The following is a 15,866-nucleotide window of genomic DNA, read 5'->3' on the forward strand; positions in this document are numbered from 1 at the left end:
GTGCAAGGGGGACTACCAGGGTTCTACCAGGGGCAATCCTGATGTGCGAACACCGGGCCGCCGGGCAGTCTTGAGGCATGAGCGAATACAACGTCAAGAAGCTGCGTCGCACTCACAAGGGTCGGATCATCGCGGGTGTCTGCTCGGGCGTCGGCGAGTTCGTGGGGATCGACGCCAACCTGGTGCGGATCGCGCTGGCGATCGCGACCCTGTTCGGCGGTGCCGGTGTCGCGCTGTACGCGATCGGCTGGCTCCTGATGCCGGACGAGGAGCACGACACCTCGATCGTCCAGGACCTCATCAACAAGCAGCAGAACAAGGCCACCTCGACCGACTGGAGCGGCGAGCAGAAGCCGCAGCAGTGATCAGGCGGCGGCCTCGGCGGGCACCCGGGCGGTCTTGTCGCGGGACTCGGTCCAGATCATGGCCAGCACGGCCGCGCTGATCACCCCGGCGATCCCCGCCAGCGCGACCACCGGCTCAGGGCCGAGTCTCTCCGCCGCGAACCCGCCCACCAGGATGCCGATGCCCTGCACGGCCATCAGCCCCGACTGCACGAGGCCGAACGCCTGCGCGCGACGTTCGGCCGGTACGTACTGGACGAAGGCGGCGTTCGCCGCGAGCTGGTAGGCCCCGCCGATCCCTGACAGCACCCACGCGGCCAGCACCACGGCCAGCGGCGGGCGGATCGCGGTCACGATCAGGGGCGCGCAGCTCAGCATGGCCATCCAGCCCATGAGCCGCAGCCGCCGCTGCGGCGTGACGAACCTGCTGAACAGGAACGCGCCCACGACCGTCCCGGCGGGCATGGCCGCCATCAGCAACCCGGTGATCACGGGTACGGGCAGGTCTCCGGTGGCGAGCCTGGCCGCGTACGGGGCCGCGATGCCCTCGGGCAGGATGTAGAACCCGCACAGCCAGGCGAACAGCACCAGCGTGCGCAGCTTGCGCGAGCCGAACACGAGCCGGGCGCCGCTCGCGGTCATCGACCACATGGACGGCTTCGCCGCTCCCACGCTGGCAGGGCGGCGGCGTACGCCGGAGACCAGGATCAGCGCCGATCCGAGGAACGTGGCGGCGTCGAGGGCGAGCGCGCGGTACGGCCCCATGGTCGCGATGAGCGCTCCGCCGGTGGCGAAGCCGATCATCTGCACGGCCTGGTTGGTCATGTTCTGGAGGGCCGAGCCGATGACGTACGCGTCGCCGTCCAGCACCTCGGGCAGCAGCGCGGCCCGCGCGGCCGAGAACGGCGCGCTGAGCAGCACGACCAGGAACACCAGCGCGCACAGCGCCCAGAACGGCACGCCCGGCACCGCCATCACGCCCACCAGCGCGGCGCGCAGCAGGTCGCAGGCCAGCATGACGCCCCTGCGCGCGAACCGGTCGGCCAGCCCGGCCAGCAGCGGCCCGCCGACGATGGAGGGCAGGTACGTCAGCGCGTACACCGCGGCGGTGGCCAGCGGCGAGCCGGTGCGGTCGTAGACGAGGACGGCGAGCGCCACCTGGGCGAGTTGGTCGCCGAGGAGCGACAGGCCCTGGCCGTACCAGAGAGCCCGGAACTCCTTGACGGCGATGACTTCCCGATATGTGACTTGTCGTGCTTCTCCGGCACGGCGATGCCGTCCCGGCGGCCGTCGCGCCCGCATGGCCCCCACTGGACTCCGCTGTGCCTGACTCAGGGTGCTCGCTATGTGACCTAAGGTGCCCGACGTCAAGGGGTGACCGCAACCGAAAGCAGCCAACCAAAAGCAAAGGGTTACCAGCCCAATTCGTGAAGGCGGGCGTCGTCGATGCCGAAGTGATGCCCCACTTCATGGACGACCGTGATGCGGACCTCGTCGATCACGTCTTCCTCGGTATCGCAAATTTCGCATATGGGATTGCGGTAGATCTCGATCCGGTCGGGCAGAACTGCTGAGTACCAGTCGCCGCGTTCGGTGAGGGGGACACCGGTGTACAGGCCGAGCAGGTGGGGCTCCGGCGGGTCATCGACGACCGTGACGACGACATTACTCATGGCACGCGTGAGATCCGGCGGAATCGTGTCCAACGCCTCGGCCACGAGCTCCTCGAACTTCTCCCGCGAAACCTCAATCACCCTTGCCATTCTGCCCCGCCCGACAGGTAAGCAAGAAACCGTATGAAGTTCGTGCACAGGTCAAAGGCAGTCCTTCGATCGCGCGGCGCGAGGATCGCCGCGGTGCTCCTCGTGGCCGCCGTGGGTGCCTGGCTCGGCATCTTCCTCAGCGGCACCGTACGCGCCCAGGTGGGCCCGGTGGAGACCGGAATGTCCCTCCGCCCGGCTTGGGACGGCGAAACGGTCGTGGACGCCAGCCCGCTCGGCACCCTCACCTTCCAGACCCACAGCGCGCCGCTCCGGCTGCGCATCACCCTCGAGAACATCGACCAGGAACGCGCCAAGGCCTTCCTGGAGGACCCGCGCATCGCCGACCGCCTGCCGGACGTGATCGAGCAGGACCTCCTGGACGGCGTGCGCGCCCTCGTGATCCGCTCACTGCTCTGTGCGGGCGCGGGAGCCCTGATCGCGGTCCTGATGGTCTTCCGGCGTCCGAGAACGGCTCTGGTGGGCCTTCTGGCGGCTTCTGTCGCCCTCGCCGCCACCGGAGCCCTCGCAGCCTTCACGTTCCGGCCCAGCTCGCTCGTCGAGCCGCGCTACTCGGGCCTCGTCGCCGCCGCGCCGTCACTCGTCGGCAGCGCCGAGTCGATCGTCACGCGCTTCGAGTCGTACCGCTCCCAGCTCACCAAACTCGTCACGAACGTCTCGAAGCTGTACGACACGGTCTCCACCCTGCCCCTGTACGACGCCGACCCCAAGACCATCCGTGTCCTGCACATCTCCGACATCCACCTCAACCCGATCGCCTGGAACGTCATCCGCTCCCTCAAGGACCAGTTCGCCGTGGACGCCATCGTCGACACCGGCGACATCTCCGACCACGGCACCAAGGCGGAGAACAAGTTCGTCGACGAGATCGCCGGCCTGGAGGTCCCGTACGTGTTCGTCCGCGGCAACCACGACTCGATGACCACGCAGAAGGCCGTCGAGAAGCAGAAGAACGCCGTCGTCCTGGACGACACGTCCAAGCAGGTCGCCGGCCTGACCATCTACGGCCTCGGCGACCCCCGCTTCACCCCGGACAAGTCCGTGACCGTTGACTCCGACCCGGCCGCGCTCGCCGAGTTCGGCCGCGCCCACCAGTCCAAGGTCGGCAAGGCCGACCTGATCGCCGTGCACGACGGCGAGGTCGGCCGCGGCTTCTCCGGCGCGGCCCCCATGATCCTCGCCGGCCACACCCACGAACGCCGCACCACCATGCTCCCCTCCGGCACCCGCATGCTCGTCCAGGGCTCCACCGGCGGCGCCGGCCTGCGCGCACTCGAACACGCCCAGCCCACGCCCGTCCAGGCCTCGGTCCTGTACTTCGACAAGGAGACCAGACGCCTCCAGGCATGGGACGACATCACCCTCGGTGGCCTGGGGGAGCAGTCGGTGTACATCCAGCGTCACGTGGAGCCCGACCCACAACGTATGATTTCCCCGGAGCCAACGAACGCCCCGTCGCCAACGGGATCGGTCACTGGCACCCCCGCTTCGCCGGTCGCCGGTCCGCCACTTTGGCATCAAGGGCAATCGTCCCCTATGCTTCAGAGGTCCCCGACGGAAGGCGACAGGGAAACCTAAGCCCCCATCGTCTAGCGGCCTAGGACACCGCCCTTTCAAGGCGGCGGCACGGGTTCGAATCCCGTTGGGGGCACCGCGAGCGCCTAGCGCACCCGCAAAACGGCCGGTCGAAGACCACCGAAGAGCTGGTAAGCTAAGCGAGCGCAAACAGAACGAAACGCAAGACGCAAGGTCCTGTAGAGCAGTTTGGAGTGCTCGCCACCCTGTCAAGGTGGAGGTCGCGGGTTCAAGTCCCGTCAGGACCGCTCTGGGTCAGGTAGCTCAGTTGGTACGAGCGTCCGCCTGAAAAGCGGAAGGTCGGCAGTTCGACCCTGCCCCTGACCACCAGCATTGAGCAGTAAAAACGCCCCATCCACGATCATGTGGACGGGGCGTTCGTGTTTCTGCGTGTCTAGCCGAGTGACTACGGTGCCGGGGCGAGGGACTGGCCTTGACATCGCCGGGAACGAGAGCCTGCCGGGCCGCCGGGGTCTTCGCCTGCATGCTCGGCGACGACGACAGATGGACCCTTGATGGCCATCTGGTCCGGCATGAAGGGACCCTGGGCGGACCGGCACTTACCGCGAGCAGGCTAGCTGTGATCCCTTAGCCCTTCTTGACCGCCTCGCTCACCGAAGCCGGTGAGTGCGCCAGGGGACGCCGTGGCCGGGAAGCACCCAGGATGCCAACAGCCCGGTGAGCCGGTCCAGGGAGGACAGTACTGTGGCGGGGTCGTCGGTGAAGGGTGCGGGCTGCGGGCCTGTGCGCCCGGTGAGGACGTGCCGCGTGGTCAGGGCGTCGCCGATGAAACCGCGTCGGCGAGTGGGATGTGCACCGCCACGCTGCCCGGCGAGTGCCCGGGCATGCCCACGATCACCGGCTTGCCTGGCAGGTCCAGGACGTCGCCGTCCCCCACTCGGTGACTTCGCTGACGTAGCGGGTGCGCAGGCGTTCCAGCGGAGGGAGTAGGCGAAGAAGCCGAGCGTCGGGCCGAGACGCATTGGGACCCATCGGGGTCTTGGGCTTTTCTCCGTGCGGGTGCGGACCGCGTCGGCGGCGTGCACGAACACCGGAACTCCGTGTTCGCTGTCGGTGTCGACGAGGTAGCAGGGCACGGTGTCGTTGCCGAAGCGGTGCAGATGGGGCGAGAGTTTCCTAGGTTCCCTTACGAGGCTGGGCGAAGGCGTGCGATAGCTAAAGATGTTTGCGCTGACGACGAACGTCAATAGCCTTCATCGGGAGGACAACGATGCCCACTCCTGAGAAGAACCTCGCGGGAGAAGATCTTCGCTGCGGGACGTGATCTGCTCGGGACAGGCGGCCCACAGGACCCGACGATGCAGAGAGTCGCCGAAAAAGTGGGCGTGCGCGCTCCGTCCTTGTACAAGCACGTCGGCAACCGCGCGGCCCTGATGACCGCCGTCGCCGAGGCCACCGTCCACGACCTGGTGGTCCGGCTGGAGTCGACCGACGGGTCGCTCGAGGCGTTGGTGCGCGGCTTCCGGCAGTTCGCCGGGACCTGGCCGGAGGAATTCCGGCTGATGCACTCCGCGCAAGCACCTCCCGAGGTTCTCGCCCGCGTGGCCGCTCCGGTGCTGCGCGCATCGAGGGAACCCGTGGGCGAACAGGAGGCGCTTGACGCCGCCCGCCTGGTGACGGCCTGGGCCAGTGGCTTCCTCGGGATGGAACTCATCGGCGCCTTCCGGTTCGGGGGCGATATCGACCGCGCCTTCGAGTACGGCCTGGCCGGCATACGCCGCGCACTGACAACCGGTCACCAGAGCAGTGGAACGGCCCCTTGACCTGCCGCTGGGCACGGCCACAACGCCGGCGCAAGGTGGCAGCCCACGGCAGCTTCAGCCGGGCTTGATGAGGGCCATGAGGGCGTCGATCACTTCCGGGGAGTCCCGCAGGACGTCCATGCCCGCGTACTCCTGACTCGTCTGTTCGTGTGACTGCGGAGGCGCCACCCACACGACGCGCGCCATCTCCGCGAGCTCGCCGTGCGACCGCAGCGCGGCGGGATCGGGGACGGGCGCCGCCGCCGAGTAGAGGACGACCGTGGCCGGGGGAGTGAATTCACCCGACTGCAGGTCGCGGTGTACGGCGGTGCTGAGCTCGGCGAAGAGCGCGCTGAATCTCGGCCGGAGGTCCGGCCGTCGCAAGCGCCTGGTGGTCAGCCGGCCCGCCGGTTCCGGGGGGCTGATCGAGAGCCGGGCGGGGTCCGAGAGGATCCGCACCTGGAACGCGGCGTCCATGCGGGCGGCGAGCGCCTGGTCGAGGGCCACCATCAGCGCGCAGCCCCGCTTCCACAGGGCTTTGTCGTCGAGAACGGGGCGGTAGGCGACGGCCAGGTGGACGAGCATCCGCGGACACGGTCCGGCAGGCAGGTGAGCCGGTGGCCGGTGACGGGCGCCGCGCGACCAGGGGAGCCATCGCCGGGGTGACGGAGCGGCCTGCTGCGGCCCAAGGAACAGTGGCGGGATCTCCGCCGGAGAGCGGTTCTTCGCCTCCTGGAGCAGGATGACGGGGTCGTCGGGGGTGCCTAGGCTGAAGCCCGCACTCTTGCGCAACCTGAGCAGGTCGGCTGTGTCGAGGCCGGGTTCGTTCCCGCTGGAGAACTCCAGGAGCAGCGCGTCTGCCCAGTCGCGCAGTGAGGCGACCATCGTCTGCTGGGTCCAGACACCGGAGCGCGGAACGGCGATCTCGAAGCCTGTCTCGCCGGTGAGATCCCGGTGGGCGGCCAGGCCGCGGAGCCGGAGGGGCAGCGCCGCGATCGTGGGGTCCGCCTGGCAGGCGGTCAGGAGCCGGGCGGCGTCGCTCTCGTCGGCGTCGATGACGACGAGGCCGAAGTAGGTGCGGCTCACCCCGCTGATCTGCCGGGTGAGCTCGTCGGCTATTCGTGTCACCGCGTCGGGGCGGACGGTGTCCTCCTTCGGCCTGCGGCCGAGGTCGGCCGCGCGCAGCTCGATGAAGTCGCTGAGGGTGGGGGACATCGAGATCCGGTCGACAGTGTCGTCGATCGGCGCCCCGATGGCTCGGAAGATGTCGGAGTAGCTAGCGACGACGAGCACGCAACCCTGCGACCCGGATTCTTCGGACATGTCGCTCCTACAGGTCGTTCTCATCGGGCAGGGGGGTGACCGGGCGCAACTGGATGGTCGGCGGGGCGTTGTTGCCGTTGGCCTGCGCCGTGGAGGCGTTCGAAGGCAGGGCCGTCTGCAGTCGCGTGCTCCAATCGTGCAGCGAGCGGCCGATCACTGTCTGCATCTCCTTGGCCACGTACTTGTTCACGTCCAGACCGAGCTGCTTCTCCCGCTGCCTCATGTCCTTCTCGATCTCCGTGCGGACCTGCGCGCGGTCCTGCGCGATGATCCGGTCCACGTCGTGGTAGGCCTCGCTCTGGATGATCCGCGAGTTGTCGCGGAGCTGGACCTCGGTCTCGTAGGGGGTGATCGGGCCGAGGTTCATGAGGACCTTCACGGTCACGGGAAGCATCTCGAAGAGCACGAACAGCAGGAACAGCACGAGATGCATGGTGCCCAGCGCGCCGTCCTCCTCGCTGAGCTGGAAGAGCGCCTGGATCTGGGCGGAGATGTTGTTGTTCGCCGTGTTGATCCGGGTGCCCTCGTCCGCTCTGCTCTTGAGCACGGTGTTGATCTCCGCGAGCTGCTTCTCCCAGGTGACCAGGTCGGTGCGCGCCTGCTGCTGCGCTTTGACCAGGAGTTCGTTCCGGTTGTTCGTGATCTCGTTCTGGGCGGTGCGCACACTCGCGTTGGCGGTGGCCAGTTTGCCGGTCACCTTGGCGTAGGCCCGCTGGGCCGCGTCGTACTGGCGCTTCTTGGCCTCGGCCAGCGGGCCGGGGCCCGGCAGGTCGGTGGCCCGGTGACAGCGCGGGCCCTGGCCGTACAGCTCGCACTGCCATTCCTCGTACTTGCGGTCGCGTGCGGCGCGCTTCTTGTCCTGGTCCTTCGTCAGGTCGTCCACGCGTTCCCTGGCGGCCTGCAGTCGCGGGGTGGTCACGGTCTGGGGCAGCTTGCCGCCCAGGGTGTCCTTCGCCGTGGCGATCTTCGCTTCCAGGTCCGTCTTGCGCTGCTTCTCGAACGAGTTTCCCTCCCGCTCCTTCTGCCACGCGGACTCCGCGAGCTGGTTCTTGTGGATCTTCAGCTCGACCTCGGTGTCGAAGATGCGCAGGACCAGCGGGGTGGAGACCACCATGGAGATGATGAGCGCGATGAACAGGCGGGGGAGGGCCAGCGCCAGCAACCGGCCGCGGGTCCTGCTGGAGCCGATGCCGAGCACGAGCATCCGGTCCAGATTGATGATCATGAAGCCCCAGACGATGCCGATGAGCACCGCGACGGCCATGGGCACGTCCAGCCCGTCGTGCATGGCGAACGTCATCGAGACCACGGCGATCAACGCGGTCGTCAGCAGCACCAGGGCCATCTGGATGAACCTGGGTCGTTCGGACGGGATCTGCCGGAGCACGCTCTCGTCGGCTCCGGCGAGTCTTGACAGCAACCTGCTCACGCCGCGGGGTTGGGTCACGGCCGGCCCCCTTCACGCTCGATCTCCTTGAGCCTTTTCCTGATCACCGGTCTGAGTACGGCTGCCATCCCGGTTCCCGCCCGCGCAATGAGATCCGTGACGTCCGCCGAGGCCGTGGCCGCCGAGGCGCCGAAGTCCTGCGGGAAGACCGCCACGGGGTCGGCAGGGACGAGGCTGCGGACGAAGTCGAAGGGCCGGACGTCCGGTATCTCCACCGTGGAGAGCCCCACCGCGATCCTCGGCCGGCCTTCCAGCGTGGCCGCCAGGTTCGGCGGCTGGTACGCGTCGAGCTGCGCCATCTCCGGCCGGGGCAGGTTGATGTCGATCCTGACCTCAGGGACCTCGTACAGCATCAGCCACCCGAGGTCGGCCAGGACGCCGCCGTACTTGTTGTTCGCCTCGACGAGCACGCGTCCGGAGGCGTTCGGCCTGAAGCTGTAACCGCCGGGGTGCGCGGCCGGGTCGACGACGAGCTGCTCGGCGTTCCCGTAGGTGATCACCACCTCCGAGGCGCCGTCGATGTCCCACTCGACCGTCGCGTCCTGGCCTCGGACCACGTAGGGGACGAGTACCCGCAGGTGGCGTACGTCCGGCACCTTGATCCGGGCCATGACGGCCTGCTTCAGGTAGACGTAGAGCTCCTTGGCCGTGGGCCGGGCGGCGGGGTCGTCCGAGATCGCCCGTTCGATCAGGGCCCTGCCCGTGTCGTCGATGCTTCCCGCGGGCAGGCGCCCGATCTTGTCGCTGGTGCTGGCGCCCTTCCCAGGGGTTAGGCAGCGGAGGGTGGCGAGGCCGAGCTTGTAGACGTCGGTCCTGGTGTCCTGGAGCCGCTGCGTGAAGGGTGGCCTGCACTCCGGCGGCTCCCAGTACGGTGTGTGCGCCTGCCGCCGGTTCGCGTCCGACAGGGGTGCGGCGCCGTCGCAGTCGACAAGCAGGATCTTGGGCGGGTCGAGGGCGAACGTCGCGTTGCGGAGGCTGATGTCACCGAAGACCCAGCCATGCCGGTGCAGGCGGCCGATGATGTAGACGAGCTGGGCGAGCATCATCAGGCGCTCAGTGCGCTCGACCGGAGCGAGTTCGAGCCCGGCCGCCTTGCGCGTCGCGGCGCTGGAGATGAGCCAGACCAGCTCCCGCGGCTTGGACGTCGGCAGGCCCGTCTTCTCGTCGTTGATCACGCAGAAGAACTCATCGGGGATCAATCGCATCAGCAGACCCGTGACGGACGAGGTGGAGTCGGCGATCACAACGGCCCGCGGCCACACGGAGTAGACGCCGAGGTTGACGCGGTCGGCTTCGGGGAGGGACTCCAGGAAGGCCACCGCCTGCTTCGCCGTCTGCTCCTGGAGCTGGAACTCCTTGGTGAACTTCTTGTAGGCCAGCGGAGTCGGATCTCCCGGCAGCGTGTAGTCGTTGACCTTGAACACATCGGCGAAGCCGCCGGACGAGAGCAGGGTCAACGACCCCAGCTCCGACTCTTTGACAGTCATCATGGCGAGGCCTCTCCGTCCGGTAAGCCGGGATCCGGCCAGAACGCCACGACGGTGCGGTCGTCCAGGTGCGACTTGCGGCTGAAGGCGGCCTGGGCCGCGAAGGTGAACGGGTCGGGCGGGGCCGTCCACCAGTCCGCCAGGGCTTCCTGGACCTCGCGGGCCCACCGCAGCGGGTTGGCGATTCCGTCGGTCATGAGGAACAGCGCGCCGCCGTTCAGGCGGACCGGCCTTGTCCGGCAGGATCCGTCCCGGTTGGGCAGCGGGCGCACCTTCGTGGTGTGGAACCCGTCCGGGTCCTCTTCCTCCTGGTCGGTGAGGCACAGCCACCGGCGCTCGGGGGTGAGCCAGAGCAGGGCGGAGTCGCCGACCCAGGCCAGCTCGCCGATCCACTCGCCGCCGGTCCATCCGATCGACAGGGCCACCATCGTGGTGGCCATGCCGTCCGCCGCCGGGTCCGCATCTGGGCGTGTGAGGACGAGTTCCGCGTGTGCGCGCAGTTCCTGGTTGGCCTTGTCGACGCAGACCGGCCAGTCGCCGCCGGTCTGGCTCAGCTCGACGAGCCGCCTGCTGACCATCTCCGCCGCCTCATGGGAGCGCCCCAAGGAGCCGATGCCGTCGCAGACCACGGCGATGGCCCGGGTCGTCTCGCAGGGTCGCTCGAACTGGCCCAGGGCGTAGGCGTCCTGACGGGCCTCGGCGCGGGAGCGGTGCCGCAGCCCCCGGATCGTGGCCGCCCGGATCAGGACGCCGGGCAGGGACACGGCGCTCAGCCCGACGTCCGGCAACCCGGGATGCGGCCCGGGAGGGCCGGCGGGCAGTTCCCGCCCCGCCCGCCCGGGATTGCCGATGTCGAAAGGGGACGCCGCGACGCGCGGATCTCCTCTTGTGTCCATGGAGTCAAATCCAGCTGTCGGTGTACTCGGAGTCGCCCTGGGAGATGCCGGAGCCGGGAGCCGGCGCCGCCTGCACCAGGGCCGGGCGGCCTCCGCTCACGCTCATTCCCGAGGAGATGACCGTGTGCATGATCACGCCGATGATGCCCTGCAACGCGGCCTCGACGCCCGTGTTGCGGGCGAGGTACCACTTGGCCTTCTCCGGGGGATAGGCGAGCTTCTTCAGCACGCTCTCAGGCGCGGATCGGTAGCCGAACGGCACGAAGATCGGGTGGGCCTTGTTCCCCTGGCCGGTCCGCTTGTCGTAGGTGAGGGTCTGGTGGAAGGTCTGCTCCCAGTCCGGGTCCGTCGGCGCGCCGTCACTCAGGAAGAAGGCGCACGGCCGGAAGATCCGGTGTCCCTGGCGCTTCAGCTCCTCCCGGTCGGTGGCGATCGCCTGGGCGAGCGTCTGGAAGGCCGCGCTGTAGTTGGTGGCTCCCTCGGGTTGCAGGCGCGGAAGCGCGCTCTCACTCAACTGGCCGAGGGGCATCAGCACTCTCGCCGTACTCGAGAACGAGATGATCGAGAGCTGTACGACGTCGTCGACGGTCGGTTGGTTGACGATGGCCCGGTGGAGCTGACCGAGGTTGGTGTTGAGCGTTTCCATGTCACCGCTCATCGAACCGGAGACATCACAAATGATGTAGAAGGGCATGACTATCTGCCCCTCCTCCACCCGGGTCGATTCCAAGACGCGCTCGTCATCCATTTCGGACGTCCCTTCTTCGAATGGCGCAGGGGTGTCGAACCACAGGAGCCACTTCTCGCGTATCCATTGATGAACGTCTTCTTGGCCGGCGAAGACATAACCGGTAAGCCTCTCCATGGCCTCGGCCGTCATGTCTCCGTTCCGGACGGCTGCCTCCAGATCGCGGGGTAGCCAGGAGAGGTAATAGGGGCGTGCCTTGCCATGCAGCATGCGGGTTGTTTCGTCCGGGTCCTGATCCATGCCACACCACGCCGTGATGAATTCAGCCAGATCTCGGGTGATCATGTGCATTTCCCCCTATCTCTGGGATCCGGTCTTGGGAAAGCAGGTGACGAGTCGCCAGTGGCCGTCGTCCCCCAGTCCCCAGCGAGCGAAGCACGTCGCGTCGTCACCGAAGCTCGTGGTACGCGTCCGCCCGTCGGCGGCCAGGCTTCTGCCGTCTACCCGGCTCCGCCAGTCGGGGCCGAGCGCGTCCCGTAAGGCCGCCTCGCCGAAGATCTTCGGGCGATCCGTACGGCCGGCGTGGTACAGAGCCTCCTGGCGTTGCTTCATCTCCCTGAGCTCGGCCGAGTTCCAGACCGCGTCGGCGCAGCGCAGCAGGTCCCCGTCGGAGCGGCAGAACCGCGTCGCGTCGCGTACCTGGCGTTCCTCCTTGATGCCGCGGGCGTTGACCTGCGTGAGCACCCTGCGGTCGAGTTGCTCCAAGCTCACGTCCCGGTGTTCGGTGAAGGCGTGACCGTCGCCGCGGCGCTCGTCTTCCCGGATCTGGTCGGCGCGTCGCTGATCCCGCCCGTCGTCGCGGTCCCGCCGCGTGTCGTTTCTGTCTCGCATGGCGAGCGCATCACTGCTGGAGGTCGATGAGGAAGGGGCGGTCGGAGATGTCGCGCGCGTGAACGGTCCCCGCGTAGGGGCCGAACGGCGGGGCCATGATCTCGCGCACCCCCAGGATGGGCGCCATCTGCGTGTTGACCGTGTGGCTCGTCGAACGCCCGGCGCTCGCGGTCGAGGAGCCCATCGAGACCGAGGCCGTCTGCACGGGGTGCTCGCCGACCCGCTCCGACATGGCCTCCGCGCTCTTGCGCGAGACGCCGCTGAGGCAGATGAGGGTTCCGCAGTTGGCGAAGACCACCGAGCGCTGGTTCTCGTCCTTGAACTGGCGGGCGTCCTGGACCGCGATGACCATGGCCACGCCCGCGGCGCGGGCCACGCTGAGCACGTTCTCGTAGTCGATCCGGTCGGCGATCTGCGCCGCCTCGTCGAGGACCAGGAGCAGCGGAGCGCCGCCAGGACGGGTGAACCTGTCGTAGGCGCGGTGCAGCAACTGGTTGACGAATAGGCTGGACAACATTTGCGCCATCTGGCCGTCCTGGAGCGGCGCGACGATGGACACGAAGTGCTGGCTGTCGAGGATGTCGGCGAGGCGCAGGTCGAGACGGTTTGTGACGGCGACGACGCTGGGTTTGGCCAGGGCGTCCAGTTTGACGGCGACGCCGGTGACACGCTTGGCGTAGTCGGCGGGGCCGAGGCCCGGCAGGTCGGAGAGCCGGGTGTTGGCCGGGCTCGCCGGATAGCGCTTGAGGGTCTGCTCCAGGCGGTTCTGATCCTTGACGATCTTGAGTAGCTGGGCTGCCGTGATGCTGCCACGCCGTGGGGAGACGCTGACGAGTTCGAGCAGCCCGCGCAGGAGCTGGGAGTCCAGGTGGTAGAAGAACGGGTCGGTGCCCTGCGGCGCGGCACGTCCGAGGATCGAGGTCACCGCCTGGTCGATGGCCCGGTCGTCGTCGAGCTCGGCCAGCCAGCTCCAGCGGAACGAGGTGGCGGGCCGGGTGTAGTCGAGCGTCATGGCGCGCAGGCCGACGCGGGGGGCACCGCTGAGGGCCGCCTTGACGCGTCCGAGGAGGTCGCCCTTCACGTCGATGGTGACGACGCTGTACCCGGCGCGGAGGCCCGCGATGATCCACGGGACGATGAGCCCGGTCGTCTTGCCCGAGCCGGCCGGTCCGATCAGCGCGACATTGTGGTTGATCACCTCGGGCGGCAGGCCGATTGGCTGCCGGGGCCCGCGGGCGGGGTGCACGTAACGGCCGAGCGGGAACGCCGCCCGCTCCAGCGCGGCGGGTACTGTGCGCAAGGCCAGCACGCCGCGGTAGTCGTGGTACGAGCCGCCGGCGCTAGGTGGGGGCGCGGGGTCGCCGGGCGACAGGACACCGCGCCGGGCGCCGCGACCGCGATGGTAGGTGCCCATGGCGTTCGCCACTTGAGTGGCGATGGCCTGGGACACTTTGAACGTCACCTTGATGATCCAGGTGGTGAGCTGCAACCACGCTCTGAACAACTCGGTCATGCGTCACGCTCGTGTTTCCCGTGGGCGGGGATTGCTCCACGCCGCCTTGCCCGCAAGAAATTCGCCCGACCCCGTGGGCTATTGTCCCAATTTTGCCGGGATATCCAGATCTGCTTGATCGAAATGTCCTGGATCGGTGTGTGCTCCAGGTGAAGGGACTTTCTATCAGCCCAATGGCTTGCTTATGGTGCTTAGTGTGACCTTTGTTCGGGGGATATCGATGGGGGGAGGTGTCCGATATGCCCGAGATAGAGGGTACGTGTCGCTTACTCGTAAAAATGCTCTTGGAAGTGCACGAGTATCGGAAACTGTGGCATCGGGAAGTCGCACGCGTACGCAACTCCACCTTGAGTCAGGCGGGTGTCTCCCGAGTGATCGGACGCTACTTGGTCGACTCGGGCATCGTCGCGGAACGGGACGAGGCGGGGCTCGACCGGAGACTCCGCCACCGGGTACGGCGGGCCATGGCCGGCGACGGGCTGACAGTGGAGACCCTGGAATGGTTCATCGCCGCCTTCGGCATCGTCGAGTCGGACGTCGAGCGGTTGTGGGCGACCTACTTCGGTGGCAGGAACGAGCCCGAGGTGGGCGTCGCGCACACCGTCATCAGGGAACGTTCCGTCGCCCAGCGGCAGCGGCATCGGACCATGGCGCTGTTCGAGCGTTACGAGGCCGATGCCAGCGGGGCGATCTTCCGCCGCTTCACCACCCAGATGATTCTGGCGCTGGAGAACGACGTTCGCAGCTACCTGTTCGATCACGAGGCGCACGTGGAACGCATCGTCGTCCACGCCGGCGGCTCGCTGGGGCCCCGGCACGTCTACGGGGAAGGCCTGCACGGCCATGAGATTCTGTTGGACCGTTCCCTCCAGCGCATGCAGCGCACCACGCTGGAGTACCGCACGTACTACCGGACGGTCGCCGGCCCGCCGCTGACGGAGGTACGGCGCTCGGCCCGTGGCCGGACCGAGAACGTGTCCTTCTCGGTCCGCTTCGCGTCGGAGCGGCTGCCCGCCCGCGCCTGGTGGTCCATCTGGCCGGACCAGCTCGAAGGGACCCCGCTCGTGGAGATCCCCGTCCAGGTGAACGCCTCGGCGTGCATCACGCGGGCGTTGCCCTACATCGAGCAGACCGTGGTCGGGTTCCACTGGGAGTGGTGAGGAGGTCTGAGCGGGTGCCCGTTCATGAGTAGAGGCGTGGATCATGAGTGGGCTTGAGCGGGAGAGGTCGGTAGTGTCGCCTTCGACCGGTCGCGGGGGCTGACAGGAAACTGAGGAGGCCGACATGGCCGCTACCGTCGCCGTCGTCACCGGAGCCGCACGGGGTGTCGGGCGCGGGATCGCTCTCGTGCTCGGCGAAACCGGCGCGACCGTCTACGTCACCGACCGCGAGAGCCGCGACCGGCACCACCCCACCCTGCCCGGCACCGTGGAGGGCACCGCCGAGCAGGTGAGCGAGCGGGGCGGCACCGGGGTGCCGGTCCGGGTGGATCATGCCGATGACCGGGCGGTGGAGGCGCTGTTCGCCCGGGTGCGGGAGGAGCGGGGCGGGCTGGACCTGCTGGTGGCGAACGCCTTCGCGGGCAACGCCCTGCCGTTCCGCGGCGGCCCGTTCTGGACGCTTCCGCTCGACCACTGGCACAACATGATCGACGTCGGCCTGCGCAGCCACCTGGTGTCGGCCTGGTACGCCGCGCCGCTGCTGATCGAGCGGGGCGGCGGCCTGATCGTGCTCACCGGCTACACCGACCCGGACGCCGAGGTGATCGCCGGGCACCTCTTCTACGACCTCGCCATGACGGGCGTCAGCCGCCTGGCCCGGTCGCTCGCCCACGACCTGCACCCGCACCGGGTCACGGCGCTGGCCGTCTCGCCGGGGTTCACCCGTACGGAGGCGATCCTGGCGGAGCTCGGCGAGGGCTTCACGGAGGGCGATCCGGTGGAGTTTCCCGGGCGGGCGGTGCGGGCGTTGCTGGAGGATCCGGACGTGGGGCGGTTCGCGGGCCGGACGCTGCCCGTCGCGGACCTGGCCGAGGAGTACGGCCTCCCGAGGTAGAAGTCCATCCACCGTTCGGTGGGTTCGCGGGTCAGCATGATGCGCGCCCGATCATGGCCGCCAGGTCGATTCGCCTCGGACGCGGCCGCAGGAAGCTTGATCC

The 15,866-nt window shown here is 68.4% G+C and carries 15 protein-coding genes and 3 tRNA genes; 8 read left to right on the forward strand and 10 right to left on the reverse strand.

Going from position 1 to position 15,866, the window contains the following annotated elements; genetic code table 11:
- The first annotated feature begins 77 nt into the window (after positions 1–77).
- On the forward strand, positions 78–365 hold the full coding sequence (locus tag FXF51_RS46670; RefSeq protein WP_148441257.1) for a PspC domain-containing protein: 288 nt from the start codon (positions 78–80) through the stop codon (positions 363–365).
- Here FXF51_RS46670 and FXF51_RS46675 read toward each other — a convergent pair whose 3' ends face one another.
- Both FXF51_RS46675 and FXF51_RS46680 read right to left on the reverse strand, forming a co-directional pair.
- A complete protein-coding gene (locus FXF51_RS46675) occupies positions 366–1,646 on the reverse strand; it encodes an MFS transporter (RefSeq protein WP_148441258.1) in 1,281 nt (426 codons plus the stop codon).
- Between the two features lie 110 nt (positions 1,647–1,756).
- Positions 1,757–2,107 (reverse strand): metallopeptidase family protein, encoded by a 351-nt coding sequence (locus tag FXF51_RS46680; RefSeq protein WP_411268431.1) that lies wholly within the window; start codon positions 2,105–2,107, stop codon positions 1,757–1,759.
- A gap of 93 nt (positions 2,108–2,200) precedes the next feature.
- Between FXF51_RS46680 and FXF51_RS46685 the strand changes: the two genes are divergently transcribed.
- The 4 genes from FXF51_RS46685 to FXF51_RS46700 all read left to right on the forward strand — a co-directional run bounded on the left by FXF51_RS46685 (position 2,201) and on the right by FXF51_RS46700 (position 4,030).
- The gene (locus FXF51_RS46685) at positions 2,201–3,703 is read left to right on the forward strand and encodes a metallophosphoesterase (RefSeq protein WP_262380293.1); all 1,503 of its coding nucleotides are present in this window, start codon (positions 2,201–2,203) and stop codon (positions 3,701–3,703) included.
- Positions 3,704–3,776 (forward strand) — tRNA-Glu (locus FXF51_RS46690). It abuts the gene before it with no gap.
- Positions 3,777–3,873: 97 nt separating this feature from the next.
- Positions 3,874–3,948 (forward strand) — tRNA-Asp (locus FXF51_RS46695).
- A gap of 5 nt (positions 3,949–3,953) precedes the next feature.
- Positions 3,954–4,030 (forward strand) — tRNA-Phe (locus tag FXF51_RS46700).
- Positions 4,031–4,472: 442 nt separating this feature from the next.
- On the opposite strand, the gene FXF51_RS63145 is transcribed toward FXF51_RS46700, so the two are convergent.
- Positions 4,473–4,598 carry a hypothetical protein gene (locus tag FXF51_RS63145; RefSeq protein WP_262380294.1) on the reverse strand — a complete coding sequence of 42 codons (126 nt, stop codon included), beginning with the start codon at positions 4,596–4,598 and terminating at the stop codon, positions 4,473–4,475.
- A 367-nt stretch (positions 4,599–4,965) separates the two neighbouring features.
- Here FXF51_RS63145 and FXF51_RS46710 point away from each other — a divergent pair, with 367 nt between their 5' ends.
- A complete protein-coding gene (locus tag FXF51_RS46710; protein ID WP_262380305.1) occupies positions 4,966–5,484 on the forward strand; it encodes a TetR/AcrR family transcriptional regulator in 519 nt (172 codons plus the stop codon).
- Between the two features lie 54 nt (positions 5,485–5,538).
- Here the strand turns inward: FXF51_RS46710 and FXF51_RS46715 are convergent, their stop codons facing one another.
- The 7 genes from FXF51_RS46715 to FXF51_RS46745 are packed head-to-tail and all read right to left on the reverse strand — an operon-like array spanning position 5,539 to position 13,708.
- A complete protein-coding gene (locus tag FXF51_RS46715) occupies positions 5,539–6,786 on the reverse strand; it encodes a hypothetical protein (RefSeq protein WP_148441261.1) in 1,248 nt (415 codons plus the stop codon).
- Positions 6,787–6,793: 7 nt separating this feature from the next.
- Positions 6,794–8,233, reverse strand: a complete 1,440-nt coding sequence (locus FXF51_RS46720; RefSeq protein WP_148441262.1) for a DUF4407 domain-containing protein — start codon at positions 8,231–8,233, stop codon at positions 6,794–6,796.
- The gene (locus FXF51_RS46725) at positions 8,230–9,723 is read right to left on the reverse strand and encodes a serine/threonine-protein kinase (protein WP_148441263.1); all 1,494 of its coding nucleotides are present in this window, start codon (positions 9,721–9,723) and stop codon (positions 8,230–8,232) included. Before FXF51_RS46725 ends, FXF51_RS46720 begins: the two co-directional genes overlap by 4 nt.
- Positions 9,720–10,616, reverse strand: coding sequence for a protein phosphatase 2C domain-containing protein (locus FXF51_RS46730; RefSeq protein ID WP_148441264.1), 897 nt, complete (start codon positions 10,614–10,616; stop codon positions 9,720–9,722). Before FXF51_RS46730 ends, FXF51_RS46725 begins: the two co-directional genes overlap by 4 nt.
- A 4-nt stretch (positions 10,617–10,620) precedes the next feature.
- Entirely contained in the window at positions 10,621–11,649 is a 1,029-nt protein-coding gene (locus FXF51_RS46735; protein WP_187414959.1) for a vWA domain-containing protein, read from the reverse strand.
- Positions 11,650–11,661: 12 nt separating this feature from the next.
- The gene (locus FXF51_RS46740; protein WP_148441266.1) at positions 11,662–12,195 is read right to left on the reverse strand and encodes a hypothetical protein; all 534 of its coding nucleotides are present in this window, start codon (positions 12,193–12,195) and stop codon (positions 11,662–11,664) included.
- A 10-nt stretch (positions 12,196–12,205) separates the two neighbouring features.
- Positions 12,206–13,708, reverse strand: coding sequence for a type IV secretory system conjugative DNA transfer family protein (locus FXF51_RS46745; protein WP_148441267.1), 1,503 nt, complete (start codon positions 13,706–13,708; stop codon positions 12,206–12,208).
- 371 nt (positions 13,709–14,079) lie between these two features.
- Between FXF51_RS46745 and FXF51_RS46750 the strand changes: the two genes are divergently transcribed.
- Both FXF51_RS46750 and FXF51_RS46755 read left to right on the forward strand, forming a co-directional pair.
- Positions 14,080–14,868, forward strand: a complete 789-nt coding sequence (locus FXF51_RS46750; RefSeq protein WP_148441268.1) for a hypothetical protein — start codon at positions 14,080–14,082, stop codon at positions 14,866–14,868.
- 124 nt (positions 14,869–14,992) lie between these two features.
- Positions 14,993–15,763 carry an SDR family oxidoreductase gene (locus FXF51_RS46755; protein ID WP_148441269.1) on the forward strand — a complete coding sequence of 257 codons (771 nt, stop codon included), beginning with the start codon at positions 14,993–14,995 and terminating at the stop codon, positions 15,761–15,763.
- The last annotated feature ends 103 nt before the right edge of the window (positions 15,764–15,866 follow it).

This window comes from Nonomuraea sp. PA05 (assembly GCF_008086045.1).
GTDB classification, from domain to species: domain Bacteria; phylum Actinomycetota; class Actinomycetes; order Streptosporangiales; family Streptosporangiaceae; genus Nonomuraea; species Nonomuraea monospora.